General features: G+C 30.3%; 15 protein-coding genes. 2 read left to right on the top strand and 13 right to left on the bottom strand.

The genetic code is table 11. From position 1 onward, the window contains the following. Nucleotide 1: 1 nt before the first annotated feature. The 13 genes from Q1A15_RS02540 to Q1A15_RS02480 all read right to left on the bottom strand — a co-directional run bounded on the left by Q1A15_RS02540 (nt 2) and on the right by Q1A15_RS02480 (nt 13,902). The gene (locus tag Q1A15_RS02540) at nt 2-883 is read right to left on the bottom strand and encodes a sterol desaturase family protein (protein ID WP_299618272.1); all 882 of its coding nucleotides are present in this window, start codon (nt 881-883) and stop codon (nt 2-4) included. 150 nt (nt 884-1,033) lie between these two features. After that, a complete protein-coding gene (locus Q1A15_RS02535; protein WP_299618269.1) occupies nt 1,034-4,144 on the bottom strand; it encodes a carboxypeptidase regulatory-like domain-containing protein in 3,111 nt (1,036 codons plus the stop codon). 97 nt (nt 4,145-4,241) lie between these two features. After that, nucleotides 4,242-4,916, bottom strand: a complete 675-nt coding sequence (locus tag Q1A15_RS02530) for a DUF2064 domain-containing protein (protein WP_299618266.1) — start codon at nt 4,914-4,916, stop codon at nt 4,242-4,244. A gap of 119 nt (nt 4,917-5,035) precedes the next feature. Continuing rightward, nucleotides 5,036-6,397 carry a TlpA disulfide reductase family protein gene (locus Q1A15_RS02525; RefSeq protein WP_299618263.1) on the bottom strand — a complete coding sequence of 454 codons (1,362 nt, stop codon included), beginning with the start codon at nt 6,395-6,397 and terminating at the stop codon, nt 5,036-5,038. Nucleotides 6,398-6,600: 203 nt separating this feature from the next. Further along, nucleotides 6,601-7,569: an arsenosugar biosynthesis arsenite methyltransferase ArsM gene (gene arsM, locus Q1A15_RS02520; RefSeq protein WP_299618260.1), complete on the bottom strand. Its 969-nt coding sequence runs from the start codon at nt 7,567-7,569 to the stop codon at nt 6,601-6,603. A 2-nt stretch (nt 7,570-7,571) separates the two neighbouring features. Next, nucleotides 7,572-7,985, bottom strand: a complete 414-nt coding sequence (locus tag Q1A15_RS02515; RefSeq protein WP_299618257.1) for a DoxX family membrane protein — start codon at nt 7,983-7,985, stop codon at nt 7,572-7,574. Beyond that, complete coding sequence (locus tag Q1A15_RS02510; RefSeq protein ID WP_095074714.1) at nt 7,985-8,800, bottom strand: purine-nucleoside phosphorylase; 816 nt, start codon at nt 8,798-8,800, stop codon at nt 7,985-7,987. Before Q1A15_RS02510 ends, Q1A15_RS02515 begins: the two co-directional genes overlap by 1 nt. Beyond that, nucleotides 8,797-9,399, bottom strand: coding sequence for a TIGR04282 family arsenosugar biosynthesis glycosyltransferase (locus tag Q1A15_RS02505; RefSeq protein WP_299618252.1), 603 nt, complete (start codon nt 9,397-9,399; stop codon nt 8,797-8,799). Before Q1A15_RS02505 ends, Q1A15_RS02510 begins: the two co-directional genes overlap by 4 nt. Then, entirely contained in the window at nt 9,392-9,895 is a 504-nt protein-coding gene (locus Q1A15_RS02500; protein WP_299618249.1) for a rhodanese-like domain-containing protein, read from the bottom strand. The genes Q1A15_RS02505 and Q1A15_RS02500 overlap by 8 nt, the downstream gene beginning before the upstream one ends. A gap of 3 nt (nt 9,896-9,898) precedes the next feature. Next, the gene (gene arsS, locus Q1A15_RS02495) at nt 9,899-10,951 is read right to left on the bottom strand and encodes an arsenosugar biosynthesis radical SAM (seleno)protein ArsS (RefSeq protein ID WP_299618246.1); all 1,053 of its coding nucleotides are present in this window, start codon (nt 10,949-10,951) and stop codon (nt 9,899-9,901) included. Between the two features lie 75 nt (nt 10,952-11,026). Beyond that, nucleotides 11,027-11,362 (bottom strand): arsenosugar biosynthesis-associated peroxidase-like protein, encoded by a 336-nt coding sequence (locus Q1A15_RS02490; RefSeq protein WP_095074706.1) that lies wholly within the window; start codon nt 11,360-11,362, stop codon nt 11,027-11,029. 35 nt (nt 11,363-11,397) lie between these two features. Then, the gene (locus Q1A15_RS02485) at nt 11,398-12,108 is read right to left on the bottom strand and encodes a DUF547 domain-containing protein (RefSeq protein ID WP_299618240.1); all 711 of its coding nucleotides are present in this window, start codon (nt 12,106-12,108) and stop codon (nt 11,398-11,400) included. A gap of 360 nt (nt 12,109-12,468) precedes the next feature. Then, nucleotides 12,469-13,902, bottom strand: coding sequence for a hypothetical protein (locus Q1A15_RS02480; RefSeq protein WP_299618237.1), 1,434 nt, complete (start codon nt 13,900-13,902; stop codon nt 12,469-12,471). A gap of 238 nt (nt 13,903-14,140) precedes the next feature. Here Q1A15_RS02480 and Q1A15_RS02475 point away from each other — a divergent pair, with 238 nt between their 5' ends. Both Q1A15_RS02475 and Q1A15_RS02470 read left to right on the top strand, forming a co-directional pair. Next, the gene (locus Q1A15_RS02475; RefSeq protein WP_299618234.1) at nt 14,141-14,716 is read left to right on the top strand and encodes a Crp/Fnr family transcriptional regulator; all 576 of its coding nucleotides are present in this window, start codon (nt 14,141-14,143) and stop codon (nt 14,714-14,716) included. A 112-nt stretch (nt 14,717-14,828) separates the two neighbouring features. Beyond that, on the top strand, nt 14,829-15,497 hold the full coding sequence (locus tag Q1A15_RS02470) for a peroxiredoxin-like family protein (RefSeq protein WP_299618231.1): 669 nt from the start codon (nt 14,829-14,831) through the stop codon (nt 15,495-15,497). Nucleotides 15,498-15,502: the final 5 nt, after the last annotated feature.

The following is a 15,502-nucleotide window of genomic DNA, read 5'->3' as shown; positions in this document are numbered from 1 at the left end:
TCTATTTCTTTAAAGGATATAATTCTTGACCGACAAAATCTTTAGGAAACTTATCATCACCTTCAAAACCTAATTCTATATCTCTTCCAGAATGTGGAATGTAATTCGTTTTGAAAATGTAATCCCATATGCTTAATGTAATTCCAAAGTTTACTCCATTTTTTCGTTCTTCAGGCAACTCTTTTACATGATGCCAGATATGCATTTTTGGATTGTTTAAAATATACTTCAGAAAGCCATAATCTAAATTGATGTTTGCGTGATTTAAGTGTCCGACAGCAATGTTAAAAAAATGAACAATAGCAACATCTTGAGCTGTAAATCCGCCCATAATAGCAAGCGGAATATATTTCATTGATTTATACACAACAGGTTCCATCCAATGATAGCGAAGATGAGCAGCAAACCCCATTTGTTTTACAGAGTGATGTACTTTGTGGAAGTTCCATAAAAACTCGTATTTGTGTAATAAAGTGTGTGTGTACCATTGCACAAAATCAATAATAATAAAGAATACAAATAGGCGTAAAGCATAAGGAAAGTTATTGATATCAAATAATTGAAGATCGGTAATTGATAAGCCCACAATTGCCAAAACATCATTAAAAACTTCAGAAGCGGTATTTGAGAGTGCAATCAGAACAATTAAGTTGAGTAAAAAGAAATTAAAGAACATATAAAATGTGTCTAACCAGAAATCTTTTCGAAATACAGATTGATTTTTTCGCCAAGGAAATACAATTTCTAATCCCCATACAACTAAAGAAATTAGAATTAAGCCGTAAAAATAATTTTCCCAGTTTAACTCCATTAAAACAGATTGTTTAATGTAATTCCAGTAACCGGTATAAGAGTTTTTTATAAGTTCTAGATACTTTTGCATGCTTTTGTAAAAATACGAGAATAGTTCAATAGCTTAAGTCGTTTCTTATAGATATTATTTACTATGCTATAGATGTAAAAAAAAGGAAAACCACATTTTTAAGTGCGGTTTTCCTATTTATAAGTTAAAAAGATTTCTTTATCTGACAGTTTAAAACTGATATTTCAATCCAAGTTGTGCTCTCCAGCGAGAATTAATTCCATCTAAAACCCAAGGTGTAGCGTTTTCATCTAAAGTAAATTGATACACAGGTTGATTATTCTGAACACCTCTAAATTCTAATAAGTTGAAATTTGAGTTTACAACGTTAGGGACAAAAACTAATCGTCCCCAATTTTTATGAATTAAGTTTAAAACATTAAAAACATCTAAACTGATTTGTAAATTCGAATTATTTTCAAAAGGAAGATTGTATACAAACTTAGCATCTAATTGATGATTCCAAGGTGTTCTACCTCCGTTTCGCTCTGCATAACTTCCTCTGTTTTCCCTTAAATAATCATTGTTTTCAATAAAAGCATCTAAACGATTCCATTGTTCTTGAGCAGAAACTAATATATTTCCATTGGTATCAGTAATATCTTGTAATTGAATTTCTCCTTGATTTGCTGGAATATAAACTAAATCGTTTCTGGATGATCCATCTCTATTTACATCTCCTTGATACACTACAGAATACGGACTTCCTGAGGTTCCTGTATATAAAGCAGAAAGTTGTATTTGATGTTTGTTTTTGAAGTCGATATTGTAACTGTGAGATGAAACAAACTTATGACGCAAATCGAAATTAGAAAACGATAAATCTGGATCGTGAGAATTTATAGCCTGATTCCATTCAAAGTTTGCAGCAGAAGAATTACGAACAGTACTCGATATTTCTTTACTTTTTCCATTTGTATATCCTAAGAACCCAGAATAATTATCGGTTTCTTTATACAAACCAAGATTGATGTTGTAACGGTATCCTTTATTCGTGTTACTTAATAAAAATACATTAGTAAAGTTGTTGTTTACGCGAGTTCCGTTATAAAATAAACGATCGTCTGCTCCAGAATAATTACCAAATTCTTGTCTTCTGTTTATCGATTGAAAGAAAATTCCTTTTAAAACATCAGTATAAGTTGCTTCAGCTGTAAATCTAAATTTCCTTGGTAGTTTTGCTTCAAAATGTAAGCGAGTTTTCCATTCTCTTGGTAATTCAAAATCATTATCAATTAAATTGATCTCTGTTAATCCTGGCTGTTGAGCTGCTAGTGTTCCTAAATTTTCTTCCAAACGAACTGTATTTCCATTAGGACGAATATCTACATTAAAATAATCTGTTCCAGAAATATATTCAGCATATGCAAACCATAAATACGGAATTCTACCTGTAAATAATCCACTTCCTCCACTAATCTTATATTTCTTGTCTTCATCTAACGTATATTCAAAACTTACTCTTGGATTGATATGCGGATTTACTTCTATTTGATTCGTGAAATTACTGAACTCAGGAGTATTTCTAACTAACGGACTTAAAGGTAAATCGTCTAATAATAATTGGTTGTCTAATCGAACACCTAAGTTTAATGAGAATTTATCACTGATTCTTATTTTATCTTGAAGATAAAAAGCTGAAGTCAGGACATCAATTGTTGCTGAAGGACGATTGTTTACAAAATCAAAAGAGTTGTTTGTAACATGATATACTCCACGAATTCTAGATGGTCTATCATTTAAAAAATCATCGACAGAACGATAAGCCCAACGTCCATTCCATGCAGTTAAAAATCCGTAATCAATATCATTGTATTGAAACAATAATCCACCTGTAACCGTATGATTATTTTTATAATATGTTAACTTATTGGTAAGTTGAAAAGTGTTCAGATTTGTATTGTAAATAGAAGCTTCTCGATATGTTCCAGCAAAAATTCTATTAGAAGAATCGTTAATTTCTATATGCGGAAAAACTCTTCCGTCATACGAACGATCTTCCTTTACTTTTGTATAACCGAAAGTTAAAATATTTGATGTGTTTTCAGATAAACTAGAGTTTAATTCTAAAGTAGTACCGTTAAGAATACTATTGTGTCGGTATCCTTGATTTCCAAAATTAAAAACCGCTTGGTTCCATTCTAAATTATCAGCAAAACTCTTTACAAAGTTGTTACGTAAAGTAAGTTTGTGTTTTTCTGAAATATTATAATCTAAACGAGCAAAAATCTTCGTAGAAGCAGTTTCGATATCACTGCTTTCAAAAGCACCAGGATCGTAATTATAATCTGTTCTTAATTTATCTGCAATATCAATCACAGTTTGTTGACTAATGTTTGATCCTGAAGAACCAGGAGCTCCGATAAGAGGAGTTTTACTCAATGCCTGCTCAACATTTACATAATAAAAAAGTTTATCTTTTTTTATAGCTCCACCAACGCCACCACCAAACTGAATATCATAAAAACTATTCACTTCTTGTTCAATTCCATCAGCAAAAGAACCAATTAATAGTTGATTATTTCCATAGCCATATACTTCGGCTTTTGTGGTATTTGTTCCGTTTTTTGTAACCACGTTAATATTAGCTCCTGTAAAGTTTCCTATGCTTACATCAAACGGTGAAGTTTTAACAGAAAGTTCTTTAATTGCTCCAAAACTAATAGGCTGACTACGAGATAAACTTCCCGGAGTTCCATTTGCTGAAGATCCTGCAGCACCACTAGCTGGCTCTTGAAAACCAACCACATCGTTACTTGCTATTCCATCTATATTAAAATTATTAAATCTATTGCTTGCTCCTCCAAATGAATTCAAATTGGCTTCAGATAAGTTTCGTGTTAAATCTTGAACACTTCTACTAATTGTAGGTGTTTTTAACAGTTGTTTGGTGTTAATAACAGATGGGTTGATTTTATTCGATTTTCCAGAAATTACAACTTCATCTAGTGTAGCATTTTCTTCTTGTAAAGGAATATCTATAGTTAATGTTTTCCCCAATTGAATTGTAATTCCTGTTTTAACGTATGTATGATAGCCAATAAAATGAACCTCGATTTTATAAGTATTTCCGGGTGGAATATTGGCGATTACATAATGACCAGATTCTTGAGAACTTGTTCCATAAGAAAAGTTAGTTTCTGTATCTGTTATAATTACCGAAGCAAAAGGAATTGAAAGTCCTTGTTTATCTGTTATTTTTCCCTCAACATTTCCTGTAGTTTCTTGAGCATAACTGAATAAAACAGAAAAAAGAACAGCAATAAAAAATTTAATTTTCATACGAATGAAAAATGATTTAGTTAATTAAAATAATGGTGTGAATAGCTTATACTTTTAAGTAGTAACTTAAAAGTTCATAACAAGTTGAATGATATTTTTAAGCTAATGCAGGAGAACCCTTATTATGCTGATTTTTTATATAAGCTTCTGAAGAAGTATATTCAGTATAAGTTGGAATACTGAAGGTTGAAATAATAGTTAAAATGATACTTTCTAAAACAGATCTACCTGATTGAAGAAAGTAAAAAAGATCACTTTTAGAATCTAAATCTTTTAATGGTTGTAAAAGAAAAGGATTAAGAGTTTTTTGAGTAAAAAATGCTGTTAGAGTATTTAATAACTCAGATGTTTGCCAAGGTAAAGAAGCAAACTCATCTTTTAGAAATTGTTGTTTGCTAATTCCTATTAAGTATACACCTCCATCTAAAGCCGGACCTAAAGTGTTTCTTTGACGAATTAAATTTTCGTGAGCAATTAAAATATGTGCTGAATTTAACTCTGGACTATCATTACCTATGGTAATTACATGATCGTATCCTTGATTAAAAACAGTTTCAATTGCATTAGAAAATCGTTCCCCAAAAGAAGTTCCAACTTGATTATTTTCATTGAAAACAAGAATGTCTAATCCTGTTTTTTGAGCTTCTGAAAGTACTTTTTGATGTAAATGTTTGAATAAAAGTCGACCATTACGTATTTGCTTTTCTTTTACTTCTTTTTGAGAAGTATTCGAAAACAATAAAATGGCAGTATTGGTGCTTTTATTTAACATTCCTTTTTATAAAGTGGAGTATATAGTCGATATAAATTACAATACATTACTTGATAAAGCAAAAAAACGACCGAAAAGGTCGTTTTTTAACAATGAATATGTTGTAATATTATTGATTTTTAAATCTTTAATTCATCAAATAATTCAATAAGTTTTTTATCGGATGGTCTAGGGGCGTAAGATTTTACAATATTTCCTTCCGGATCAATTAAAATGAAATGAGGAATACCTTGTACTTGGTAATCTAAAACGAATTTCGACTTCCAATCGTTATCTGCCATTAATTGGATTCCACCTAACTCTTTATCCTTAATCATTTTTTTCCAAGTGTCATGATCTGCTTTTGCATCTATAGAAATACTTACAAATTCGATATTTTTATCGCTGTATTTTTCTTCTACTTTCTTTAAAAATGGAATTTCTGCTTTACAAGGTTTGCACCAAGTAGCCCAAAGATCGATATAAACATACTTGCCTTTTAAATCAGCTAAAGATGTTGTTCCTCCTGCATTATTCTCATAATTTACAAAAGTAGGAGAGACCTTACCAGCTGCTAATTTTTGAATAGCTTCAAATTGTTTTGTTAATCTTTCTTTTAATGCTTCGTCACTAGAAATTTTCATGATAGCATTGTATAAAAGTTCAGATTTAGGATTGCTAGAAGTAACCTGAAAAGCCATTCCTTCTATTAAGTTATTTTTTATAACTTCACTTTTATGAGCACCTATAAACTCGATAGCAGCATCTTCATATGAGATGTTTTTATTTTTAGCATTCTCTCTTGCTGTTTTAGAGAAATGATAGTGAACAATACTTTTATAAGAGTTGTATTTTTTAAAGTGTTCTTCGTTACTTAAATCTAGTTTATCTAAGTTAAGAGGAAAAGTATCTGATACCTTAAATTCGTTATTTTTTGAAAAATATCGATGCGCAGGTTGATAATTTGTTAAATGAGATAAATACTCATAGTTTAAATTAACTTTTTCGTCTTTAGCAAAATCGCTATCTAATTTCTCTAAACCTTTTTCTAATTCTTTATTTACTCCTTCCATTTTAGCGATATAAGCAGCTTCATCAAGAGAATAAAGCTCTTCCATAGATCCTGCTCTTTCTTTAATCAAGTATTTTTGAGCTAAAAAATTATTAATATCATTTCCTTCTCCAGAATAGACAATACTTTCATCAAATTCTTTAGCATCCATTTGTAAAGAAAGATCATAACCATCTTTTAAGTAAAAAGATGAAGATTCTTTTCCGTCACTAAAACGATGATGTCCATTTGCGTTAAAAATCGTATCTGTAAAAGATCCGTCGTCTGAGACTTTAATTGTTTTAACAAGTTCGTTTTTGTCGTTTAGAATGGACAATTCTTTACTGTTTTGATTTTTGATGTTTCCTTTAAAAAGAGCGTAATTAACTGTTTTTTCCTTACCGCATGAAACTAAAGCTATAGCTGCGATACCAAAAATTAGCTTTTTCATAATTTTTAGATTTAAGTTGGTTTTTAGTATGAATTAAATATATGATTTTTTATCAAAAATAATGCCGATTTCACATGGTATTAAACTGGTTTTTAATCAGTTTATTTTATTTTTCTCTTTTTATTACGAATTATTTAAATTTACAACAACAAAAAAGCGATCTAAATAGATCGCTTTTTTTGATAGAATACGTGGTTTAATTATTAACAGCATCCACCTCCATCATAATGGAATGTAGATTCTGAAAAATAAATATCATCTCTTCCTAAAGCTTGTAAAGCAGCAGCTGTTTTATCACAAATCGCTAAAGGTTGATTTTGTAATAACGTGTGTCCTTTACCATCATCGAAATACTCTTCTTCACCATAGTAAATAGCAGCTTTTCCTGTAAAGATACATGGACCATCTTCTGGCATAGGATCTTTTATTGCAGCTACTTCTATAGATTCGATATAAATCAATTCATCTGTAGGATAATTTTTTGGATCTAAAATTCTGTATGGTTTTCTAGCTCTAATTTCAATAGTACCGAAACCAGCGTCAGTTAACATTTTTACATATTCAGCAATTGGTAAACTTCCACTTAAACATAAAGCACGTAAACGTTCGTCGTTACGTAAAGTTTCATTCATTGGTTGTTCACAAGTTGGATCACTCATTACTAAACGTCCGTGAGGTTTTAATACACGATACATTTCAGCAATAGCTTTCTTTAAATCGTCTGCTTTAAAAATGTTGAATAAACAGTTTTGAGCAGCAACATCGATAGAATTATCTTCTACAGGTAAATTCATTGCATCGCCTTTACGTAGATCAACAAATTCACTTTTAAACCAATCGTTTTGCTCTTCTGCTTCAATAAAGTTTTTTCGAGAAGCTTCTAACATTTCGTCTACTACATCTAAACCAATGACACCACTTTTTTGACGAGAGAAGTAAGAGAATTGTAATAATTCCATTCCACCTCCAACACCAACGTATAATATTTTCGGACTATTGGTTAAATCTCTAGCATGCACTGTTGAACCACAACCGTAGTTCATTTCTTGCATGATTTTAGGGATTTTTAATCCTGGTAATTCCCAAATTGGGTTAGTAGTACAACATAATCCTACATCTGGAGTTAATGCTGCTTCTTTATATACATCTTTTGTTGTTTCTAAATAACTCATTCTTACTTGTCTTTTTTTATTAAAAAGTCTACAGAAAATTTATCAAGTTCTTTTGGCAGTAATAATAAACTTACCAAAAGTATTGTTCTATACATCACATGAGATAAATCCCAAATAGGATCCTTTAAACCATGACCAAAAGTTACAATAACTAAAACTAAAGCCAGGGCGTATAAGGCATAATCTCTTTTAAAACCGATAACTAACAAAAAACCGCCGATGAATTCTGCTAAAGAAGTAAAGTAAGCAGAAAATAACAATAAGAAATCAGGAAGTAATTCACCATAACTAGATTGGAAGAAATTTTTGTAAACATTATCCAATCCAAATTTGAATACTTTTCCGAATCCTTGGAAAAAGAAAATAAATCCAAGAATTAATCTAATAGTTAAAACAGCTATTTGTTTGTTAAGCATTATAGTTCTTTAATTAAATCTTTAAATATAGCGACCAAATTAGGCTCTGCTTTTCCAGCAGTTGCGATAATATCAGCAATGTCTACTGGTTGTAAATTTTTAGGGTCGCACTCATCAGTTAAAACTGAAATAGCACAACATGGAATATTTAATTGTTTTGCTACAATTACTTCAGGAACAGTACTCATACCTACAGCATCTGTTTCTAGTATTTGAAGCATTCTGTATTCTGCACGCGTTTCTAATTGCGGGCCTAATACACTAGCATATACTCCTTCGTGTAGCGTTATGTCGTGTTTTTGGGCAATACCTTTCAGTAAATCATTTAATTTTTTTGAATAAGGTTCTAGCATGTCTGCAAAAATGTTTCCGAATTCTTTGGCTTCACCAAAAGCTAAAGGAGATTGTCCTTGTAAATTAATATGATCTTCAATAAGCATTAATTCACCTTTGTTGTATGATAAATTAATAGCTCCGGCTGCATTAGAAATTAATAAGTTTTCAATTCCTAATCCGTGCATAGTTCGAATTCCGTAAGTAACTTCCCATGGTGTATAGCCTTCATATAAATGAAAACGACCAGACATTACAACCACTTTTTTACCAGCTAATTCTCCGTAGATTAATTTCCCTGAATGAAATTCTACTGTAGCCTCTGGAAAATTTGGAATATCACTGTAAGGGATTTCTGTTTCTATTGTAATTTCATCTACTAATTTTCCTAAACCTGTACCTAATACAATTCCGATTTTAGGATTTGTAATACCATTTTCTTTAAGGTAATTTATAGTTTCTTGTAGCTGTTGTTTTTTCATAAGTTTAAAAATTGTTGAAACGCAGGGTGTTGTTGAATGTCTTCAATAATATCAACATCATTTAACATTGGTAATAAATGTACACTTTCTTTTTGTAAGTCTTGTAGTGTTTCTTGTCTTACAGTTGAGGTTCCCCAAGCTTTGTTTTGGAATATTTCAGGATACACTTTTTTACTGGCTAATAAATAATAACCACCATCTTCTGCTGGACCAATAACAACATCGTTACGATCTAATTTTTCAAAGGCTTCATTAATATGATCTGGAGTTAAATCGAATAAATCACTACCGATAATAGCAACCTTTTCATAACCGTTTTCAAAAGCTTCTGTAAATGCATTTTGCATACGTATACCTAAATCTTCTCCAGATTGTTGGTGTTTTGTATACGCTGTATCCCAAATATCGTTACTTCTAATTTTTACAGAATAAAAAACAGCTTTATCACAAGATAAATGCTGCGTAACTTCTTTGGTTTTATTCAGTAAGAATTTATATATATCTAATGCTTTTTGATCTCCTAGAGATTTTGCAAGCCTTGTTTTTACTTTACCCAATTCTGGGTTTCGCGTAAAAATCATCAGCAAATTTTTACTCATATACTTTTATGCCCTTTTTTAACCATTTTCCCCATTCTTTATCAAAAGCATGTACTTTTTCTGTAGGTTTATTATTTGTGTTAATCACAGTAAAACCTTTGTTTTTCCATTCAAAAATACCTCCGTATAAATTAAATACATTGGTAAATCCTTTTTTTTGTAGCTGTTCTGCGATATCTTCAGAACGTACTCCGAGAGAGCAATATACTACTATTTTAGCATCTTTCTTATTCGCTAAAATTACATCTGCAGTTCTTTTTAAATCGAAATTTTGATAACCAACAAAGATTCCATTTTTAATACTGCTAACATCATATTCTTTAGATTCTCGAGAATCTAATAGAATGTAATCGCTTTTTTCTTTTGATAACTTTTCAGCAGTAATGTATGGAACAGACTCAGTATTGTATTTTTTCAATAATTGTTTTAAACTACTTTGTGAGAAAGTAAATGAAAAAATAAAAAACGATAGAAAAAATACAATTTTAGTCTTCATGGTTTATGCAACAGTTCCTTGACAACTACTTCCTGCTCCAGCAGTACATCCGTAACAATGTTGATTGATAATGATGTTTCTATTTTGAAGTAATTCTTCGTTATATTCAGAAATGTGTTTTACTTTACTTGCTACTTTTAGGTTTAACATTTGATTGAAATCACAATCATATAACCAACCATCCCAACTTATAGATAAAGTATTTGTACACATTACATTTTCTACAGCCATTGGATTATAAGCTTCAACCAAAGCATACATATAATCTTCATAATTTTCAGAAGCGATTAAATAATCTAAAAATCTACTGATTGGTAAATTTGTAATTGCAAATAAGCTGTTGAAAACAATATCAAAATCTTCATGCAATGCTTTTTTGAAATCATTTTCTAAAGCTGCTTGATCTCCTGGTAAAAATGCTCCTGAAGGATTGTAAACTAAATCCAATTGAAGTCCAGAACCTTCTTTTCCGTATCCAACTTCATTTAGCATTTGAAGTGCTTTAATAGACTTGTCAAAAACACCATCACCTCTTTGTTTGTCTGTTTTTCCTCTTGTCCAGTGTGGCATGGAAGAGACTACATGAACATTATGTTTCTTAAAGAACTCTGGTAAATCGTAGTACTTTTTGTTAGCTCTAATAATTGTTAAGTTAGAACGAACAATAAAATCTTTGATTCCTGCTTTAGAAGCTTCTTCAACAAACCATCTGAAATTTGGATTCATTTCTGGCGCTCCACCAGTTAAATCTAACGTGTGTGCTCCAGTTTTTTTAATAACATCTAAGCATTGTTGCATAGTTTCAGTGGTCATGATTTCTTTTCTATCCGGACCAGCATCAACATGACAATGCGCACAAACTTGATTACACATGTAACCTAAGTTTATTTGTAAAATTTCTAGCTTTTTTGGACGTAAAGGAAACTGATTTGTCTCCTTTATCTTATTTGCAAATGTTGGTAATTCACCATTTTGAAATATTCCGTTAGATAATATTTCTAATTGGCGAGTTGTATTTGCCAAATCGTTATTTCTAGCTAAGAGTGATTTTTTCATTGAGTTTTAATTGTGAATTAAAAATTATAAACGAAATCAAGTTCAATTCATAATTTAGAATAATTCATAGCATGATTACATTTCAAGCTTATTCACTTTATTCATCATTTGCACACCATGTACTAAAGTAGCTCCACTTTTTATAGCAGCTCCAACATGAATTGCTTCCATCATTTCTTCTTTAGTTATGCCTCGTTGTAATCCGTCTTTTGTATAAGCATCAATACAATAAGGACATTGTTCTGTATGTGCTACAGCTAAAGCAATTAAGCTTTTTTCACGAGCAGTAAGTGCTCCTTCTTCAAAAACTTTTCCATAATAGTCGAAGAACTTGTTTCCAAGTTCTTCGCTCCATTCTGTGATTTTTCCAAACTTTCTTAAGTCTGAAGGATCGTAATATGTTTTAGACATTGATAATTTCTTATGTATTTAGAAAACTAAAGATACTATTTTCCGTTTAGATTCCAGTCATATGGTAGGTTGCGTACTTTTGCATCACTAGCTACTTTTTCATTAGCATACTTGTTAATGTAATCTACCACAGTTCCTTCTTTTGTGAAATCTCCTTTAAACCAATTGAAGATTTCAGAAATTTGTATCGAACTTTTCTTACTTAATTTATTTCTTTTAGGATCGTTAATAAATTGCTTCATTAAGCTTTCTAATTCGCTGTTTACATTATTAGCTGTAAAAGCTTTGTTATGTAATTTAGGACAAGAACCTGAAGCACAGTTTACACCAACGTGAATTCTTGGATCAAATAATTTCTTTCTTAAAATATTATGTTCAATATGATCTAAAGTATATGTTTTACCACCAACTTTAGCGAAAGGAATTTTCCAAGCGTTTTTTCCTTTCTTTTTAATTTTAGTAATACTCTTTATTGGGTAATTGTCCAAAATTAATTTTATCGTGTATGCATTATAAGCGTTAATCCAAAACGCTTTTTGTTTGTTTTTGGACCAAGAACTACTAGGTGTAGTGTTATTTAAATAGGTTAAATAAGTATCTAAAGTAGCTTCATCCTTCTTTAAAGCTTTATAATTTACATTTCCTTTTGCGTCTACGTGTTTTTGTAATAAACTATTAAATGTTGAGGTTTGTGCTATAACATTTATAGATAAAAATATTGATAGGATAAAAACGATTTTCTTCATAAATAATAATGATTTATATGTATAGACGGATGTTTTGTTAGAACTTTACAAAGAGTATTCCAAAAAAATAAAGTGTAACTAATTTAAATAAAAAAACCCACTCAAAGATTGAGTGGGAAAATTGCTATGAAAAAGAAAAAGTGTCCTCAAACGTCTCTGAGGACACTACAAATATAAAGCAATTAAGAGGTACCAAAACAGGAAAAACATGGTTTTTTTTGAGTTAAAACTTAGTTGTCTGTAAATCAATAGTTAAGGTTTTTGTTTTTTGTGTTAATTTTTTTGAAATTCAAAAAAAGAATATTTGAACAGCTTTTTAAATGTGTAATTAACCATTTTAAATGTATGTTTTTTCTCTTTTTAATTCCCTGTATATGTTTTTAATTCCAATGCGCTGTGTTTTGATTGTAATGTTAAATCTTCATTCTTGAGATGTTTGTCAAAGAAAGAAATTATAAGTTCATTAGTGATTTTTAAAGCTAAGTTTGGATCGATTTTTCCAGCTTCATTTACTGAAGAAATGGGAATCATTAATGGAATATCCATGAAGTTACTGTGACCAGATTCTTTTATTATTCCTTTATAAAAAGTAGTTGTACTTTTATTTACATAAGCATGGTCACTAAATTTAGGATGGCTTTCTGGCCAATCTGAAGCTAAAAGCAAAAATGGTTTTTGGAATGCGGTATCAACTATTTGTCCCCATTGTACTCCATCAATATTAGACCCAGCTTTAATTTTTTTATTGATAAGTAAAGCTTCACCAGCAGCGGCTCCTCCTCTTGAATGACCAAATACACCAATTTGTTGTAGGTTTAACTTATTTTTAAAGAATCCATTTGAATTGTAGTTTTCCAGTTCATCAACTACATTACCTATGTCATCTGCCCATCGTTTTATAATATCTTTGACAAAATAAGAAGTCAGACTTTTTTTAATTATTGGATGTCTTTCATTAAAAGAAGTATTGCTTTTAAATGCATCAATAGAAGGTTTCATAATATCCCAAGAACCAGATTCAATTTCTTTAGCATAGGTGTAATTAAAATATTTTAATGAACCGTCGGGAAAAGTAGTGCCTGTACTTTCATAAGTGTGATTAACAGCAAAAATTATATATCCATGACTGGCAATTTCTGATAATAAGCTATAATAACTGTTGGCTTTAGAATTATATCCATGAGAAAAAATTAAAACAGGAAATTGTTGTTTGGGTATTGTCGCATCACGAAATACATGAGTTTTGATTTTATCTAAATAGTTGAATGTAGTATTGGGTAATCCATATTTTTGAGCAAAACCATATCTGCCAGCTTTATCAATATAATGATCTTTTACACCTTCTTTATCATTTGATGGATACCAAACTTTTATCATAAGTTCTCTTTTATCTTCTTTGATTGATGTAATCACTTCGTCACGATTTGTTTTTAAGAAGAGATCTTGTGTTCCTACAGAAAAAGTACCTGTTGTTTCTGGAAGTTTAAAAACAGGTAGGAGAGAAGAAAGGAAAAAACTAATACCGCTTAATAAAAGAATTCCTATAACTTTTAGTGTACGGATTATAATATGAGGTTTCTTTTCAGTTTGTTTAATTGCTGTAAGAAGAGAAAATCCCCAAAGGAGATACATTGGAAACATTTGCCATCTACTACCTTCTAAAATTAAATGTAGAATAAGAATGATACATAATGTAATAATGATACCAGCTTTCTTAATTTTTTCATTAATTATTCGGTGTAAGACCAAATAACTAAAAACTGAGATAAATAAAATTAATTCAAAATTTTGCATAATATTTTTTTAAACAAAGCTCGCTGATTAGTTGTGTTTTATCAAGGTGATATCCTTGTTAAAAATTGCTTTTTATCTATGAAAACTGAACTGTTTTAGTGGTGTGTAGTTGAAGTTTTTAAATCTGTTCTTTTTATTTATACAGATAGAATTATTAGTTTTATTTCTAGAACATTCAATCATCTTATATAGTGTGATTGTAGTTACGATTGAATCACCAAACTTAACTTTATATAAAATGGATAAGTACGAAGGTATATTAAAAAACATTGCACGTTATGTTGAATTAACTGAAGAAGAAAAAGAGCAGTTTACTTCAATTATTAAAGTGTCTAGAATTAAAAAAAGGCAGTTTGTTATTCAGCCAGGATATGTTTGTGAATATCGTAACTATATAGTTAAAGGTGCTTTTAGAGTATTTTATTTAGATGATAAGGGAAAAGAACATACAGTGAGTATAGGTATAGAAGATTGGTATTTTACCGATTTTTATAGTTACATCAATCAATTGCCTGCCGCTCATTTTGCTGAAGCTTTAGAGGATTCGGTTATTTTACAGTTAAAGTACGAAGATATAGAAGGACTGTGTGCTAAAACTCATGGTTTAAGTGAGTATTTTAGACGAATTACTGAAAAAGCTTTTGCGAGTTCTAGAAGTAGGGTGATTTCTAATAATAGTAAAACTTCAGAAGAGCGTTATTTAGAATACGCGAAGAAATATCCGCAAATTGTAAATCGAGTACCGCAATATGTTATTGCTTCTTATTTAGGGATTTCTGCAGAGTTTTTAAGTAAAATACGTGCTCGTCGATAATATAATCTTGAACTAGTTCAAGATTATTTCTTGTTACAGTTCATTTTTATTCATGGCTATTGATAAGAAATTTGTGGTGTAAACATTTATAAACATCATAAAATTTTTAACAATGAAAAATATCAAAATTCCTTCGTATCAAGAAAATTTAAAAGTATTAAAAGAAAACCTTTCAGAAATGCTTCCAGGACATGCGCTTAATGTTTGGAATTCTGATGCAGATCAATTACAAAAAGATCAAACTTCTATTTTAAAATTAAAAAAGGGAGATAAAGCTCCAAATTTCAGTTTGTCTAATGCAGTTAATGCAACAGTTAACTTATACGATATTCTAAAAGAAGAAAGAGTTGTTCTTACGTTTTACAGAGGAACTTGGTGTCCTTATTGTAATTTAATTTTAAACCAATATCAGAGCATTCTTCCTGAAATAAAAGAAGCCGGAGCAACATTAGTTGCTATTTCACCTCAAACTCCAGATGAATCACTAAATATTAAAGAGAAGAATGAATTACAATTTGAAGTTTTAAGTGATAATGGAAATATTGTTGCAAAACAATTTGTAGCGGTGCATAAAAATCCTGAAACATCAGTAGAAAAAATGACTGAATTAGGATTTGACTATAATAGTTTTTATGCTGATGAAAACAGTGAACTTCCGGTACCTGCAACTTTTATTATAGAGAAAGACGGAATAATTTCTTTTGCTAAATCTGAAGGAGGAGATTATAGAAATCGTGTAGAGCCTTCAGAAATAATTAACGGATTAAACAATAAAATTTAAGAATC

It is taken from the genome of uncultured Tenacibaculum sp. (assembly GCF_947495995.1).
GTDB lineage: Bacteria > Bacteroidota > Bacteroidia > Flavobacteriales > Flavobacteriaceae > Polaribacter.
Note: the sequence above shows the minus strand (reverse complement) of the source record. Positions and strands in the feature narration are given on the sequence as shown.

Bases quoted from the DNA above. Each gene is read 5' to 3' on its own strand.
- Q1A15_RS02540 (WP_299618272.1), bottom strand. From the start codon at position 883: ATGCAAAAGTATCTAGAACTTATAAAAAACTCTTATACCGGTTACTGG.
- Q1A15_RS02535 (WP_299618269.1), bottom strand. From the start codon at position 4,144: ATGAAAATTAAATTTTTTATTGCTGTTCTTTTTTCTGTTTTATTCAGT.
- Q1A15_RS02530 (WP_299618266.1), bottom strand. From the start codon at position 4,916: ATGTTAAATAAAAGCACCAATACTGCCATTTTATTGTTTTCGAATACT.
- Q1A15_RS02525 (WP_299618263.1), bottom strand. From the start codon at position 6,397: ATGAAAAAGCTAATTTTTGGTATCGCAGCTATAGCTTTAGTTTCATGC.
- arsM (WP_299618260.1), bottom strand. From the start codon at position 7,569: ATGAGTTATTTAGAAACAACAAAAGATGTATATAAAGAAGCAGCATTA.
- Q1A15_RS02515 (WP_299618257.1), bottom strand. From the start codon at position 7,985: ATGCTTAACAAACAAATAGCTGTTTTAACTATTAGATTAATTCTTGGA.
- Q1A15_RS02510 (WP_095074714.1), bottom strand. From the start codon at position 8,800: ATGAAAAAACAACAGCTACAAGAAACTATAAATTACCTTAAAGAAAAT.
- Q1A15_RS02505 (WP_299618252.1), bottom strand. From the start codon at position 9,399: ATGAGTAAAAATTTGCTGATGATTTTTACGCGAAACCCAGAATTGGGT.
- Q1A15_RS02500 (WP_299618249.1), bottom strand. From the start codon at position 9,895: ATGAAGACTAAAATTGTATTTTTTCTATCGTTTTTTATTTTTTCATTT.
- arsS (WP_299618246.1), bottom strand. From the start codon at position 10,951: ATGAAAAAATCACTCTTAGCTAGAAATAACGATTTGGCAAATACAACT.
- Q1A15_RS02490 (WP_095074706.1), bottom strand. From the start codon at position 11,362: ATGTCTAAAACATATTACGATCCTTCAGACTTAAGAAAGTTTGGAAAA.
- Q1A15_RS02485 (WP_299618240.1), bottom strand. From the start codon at position 12,108: ATGAAGAAAATCGTTTTTATCCTATCAATATTTTTATCTATAAATGTT.
- Q1A15_RS02480 (WP_299618237.1), bottom strand. From the start codon at position 13,902: ATGCAAAATTTTGAATTAATTTTATTTATCTCAGTTTTTAGTTATTTG.
- Q1A15_RS02475 (WP_299618234.1), top strand. From the start codon at position 14,141: ATGGATAAGTACGAAGGTATATTAAAAAACATTGCACGTTATGTTGAA.
- Q1A15_RS02470 (WP_299618231.1), top strand. From the start codon at position 14,829: ATGAAAAATATCAAAATTCCTTCGTATCAAGAAAATTTAAAAGTATTA.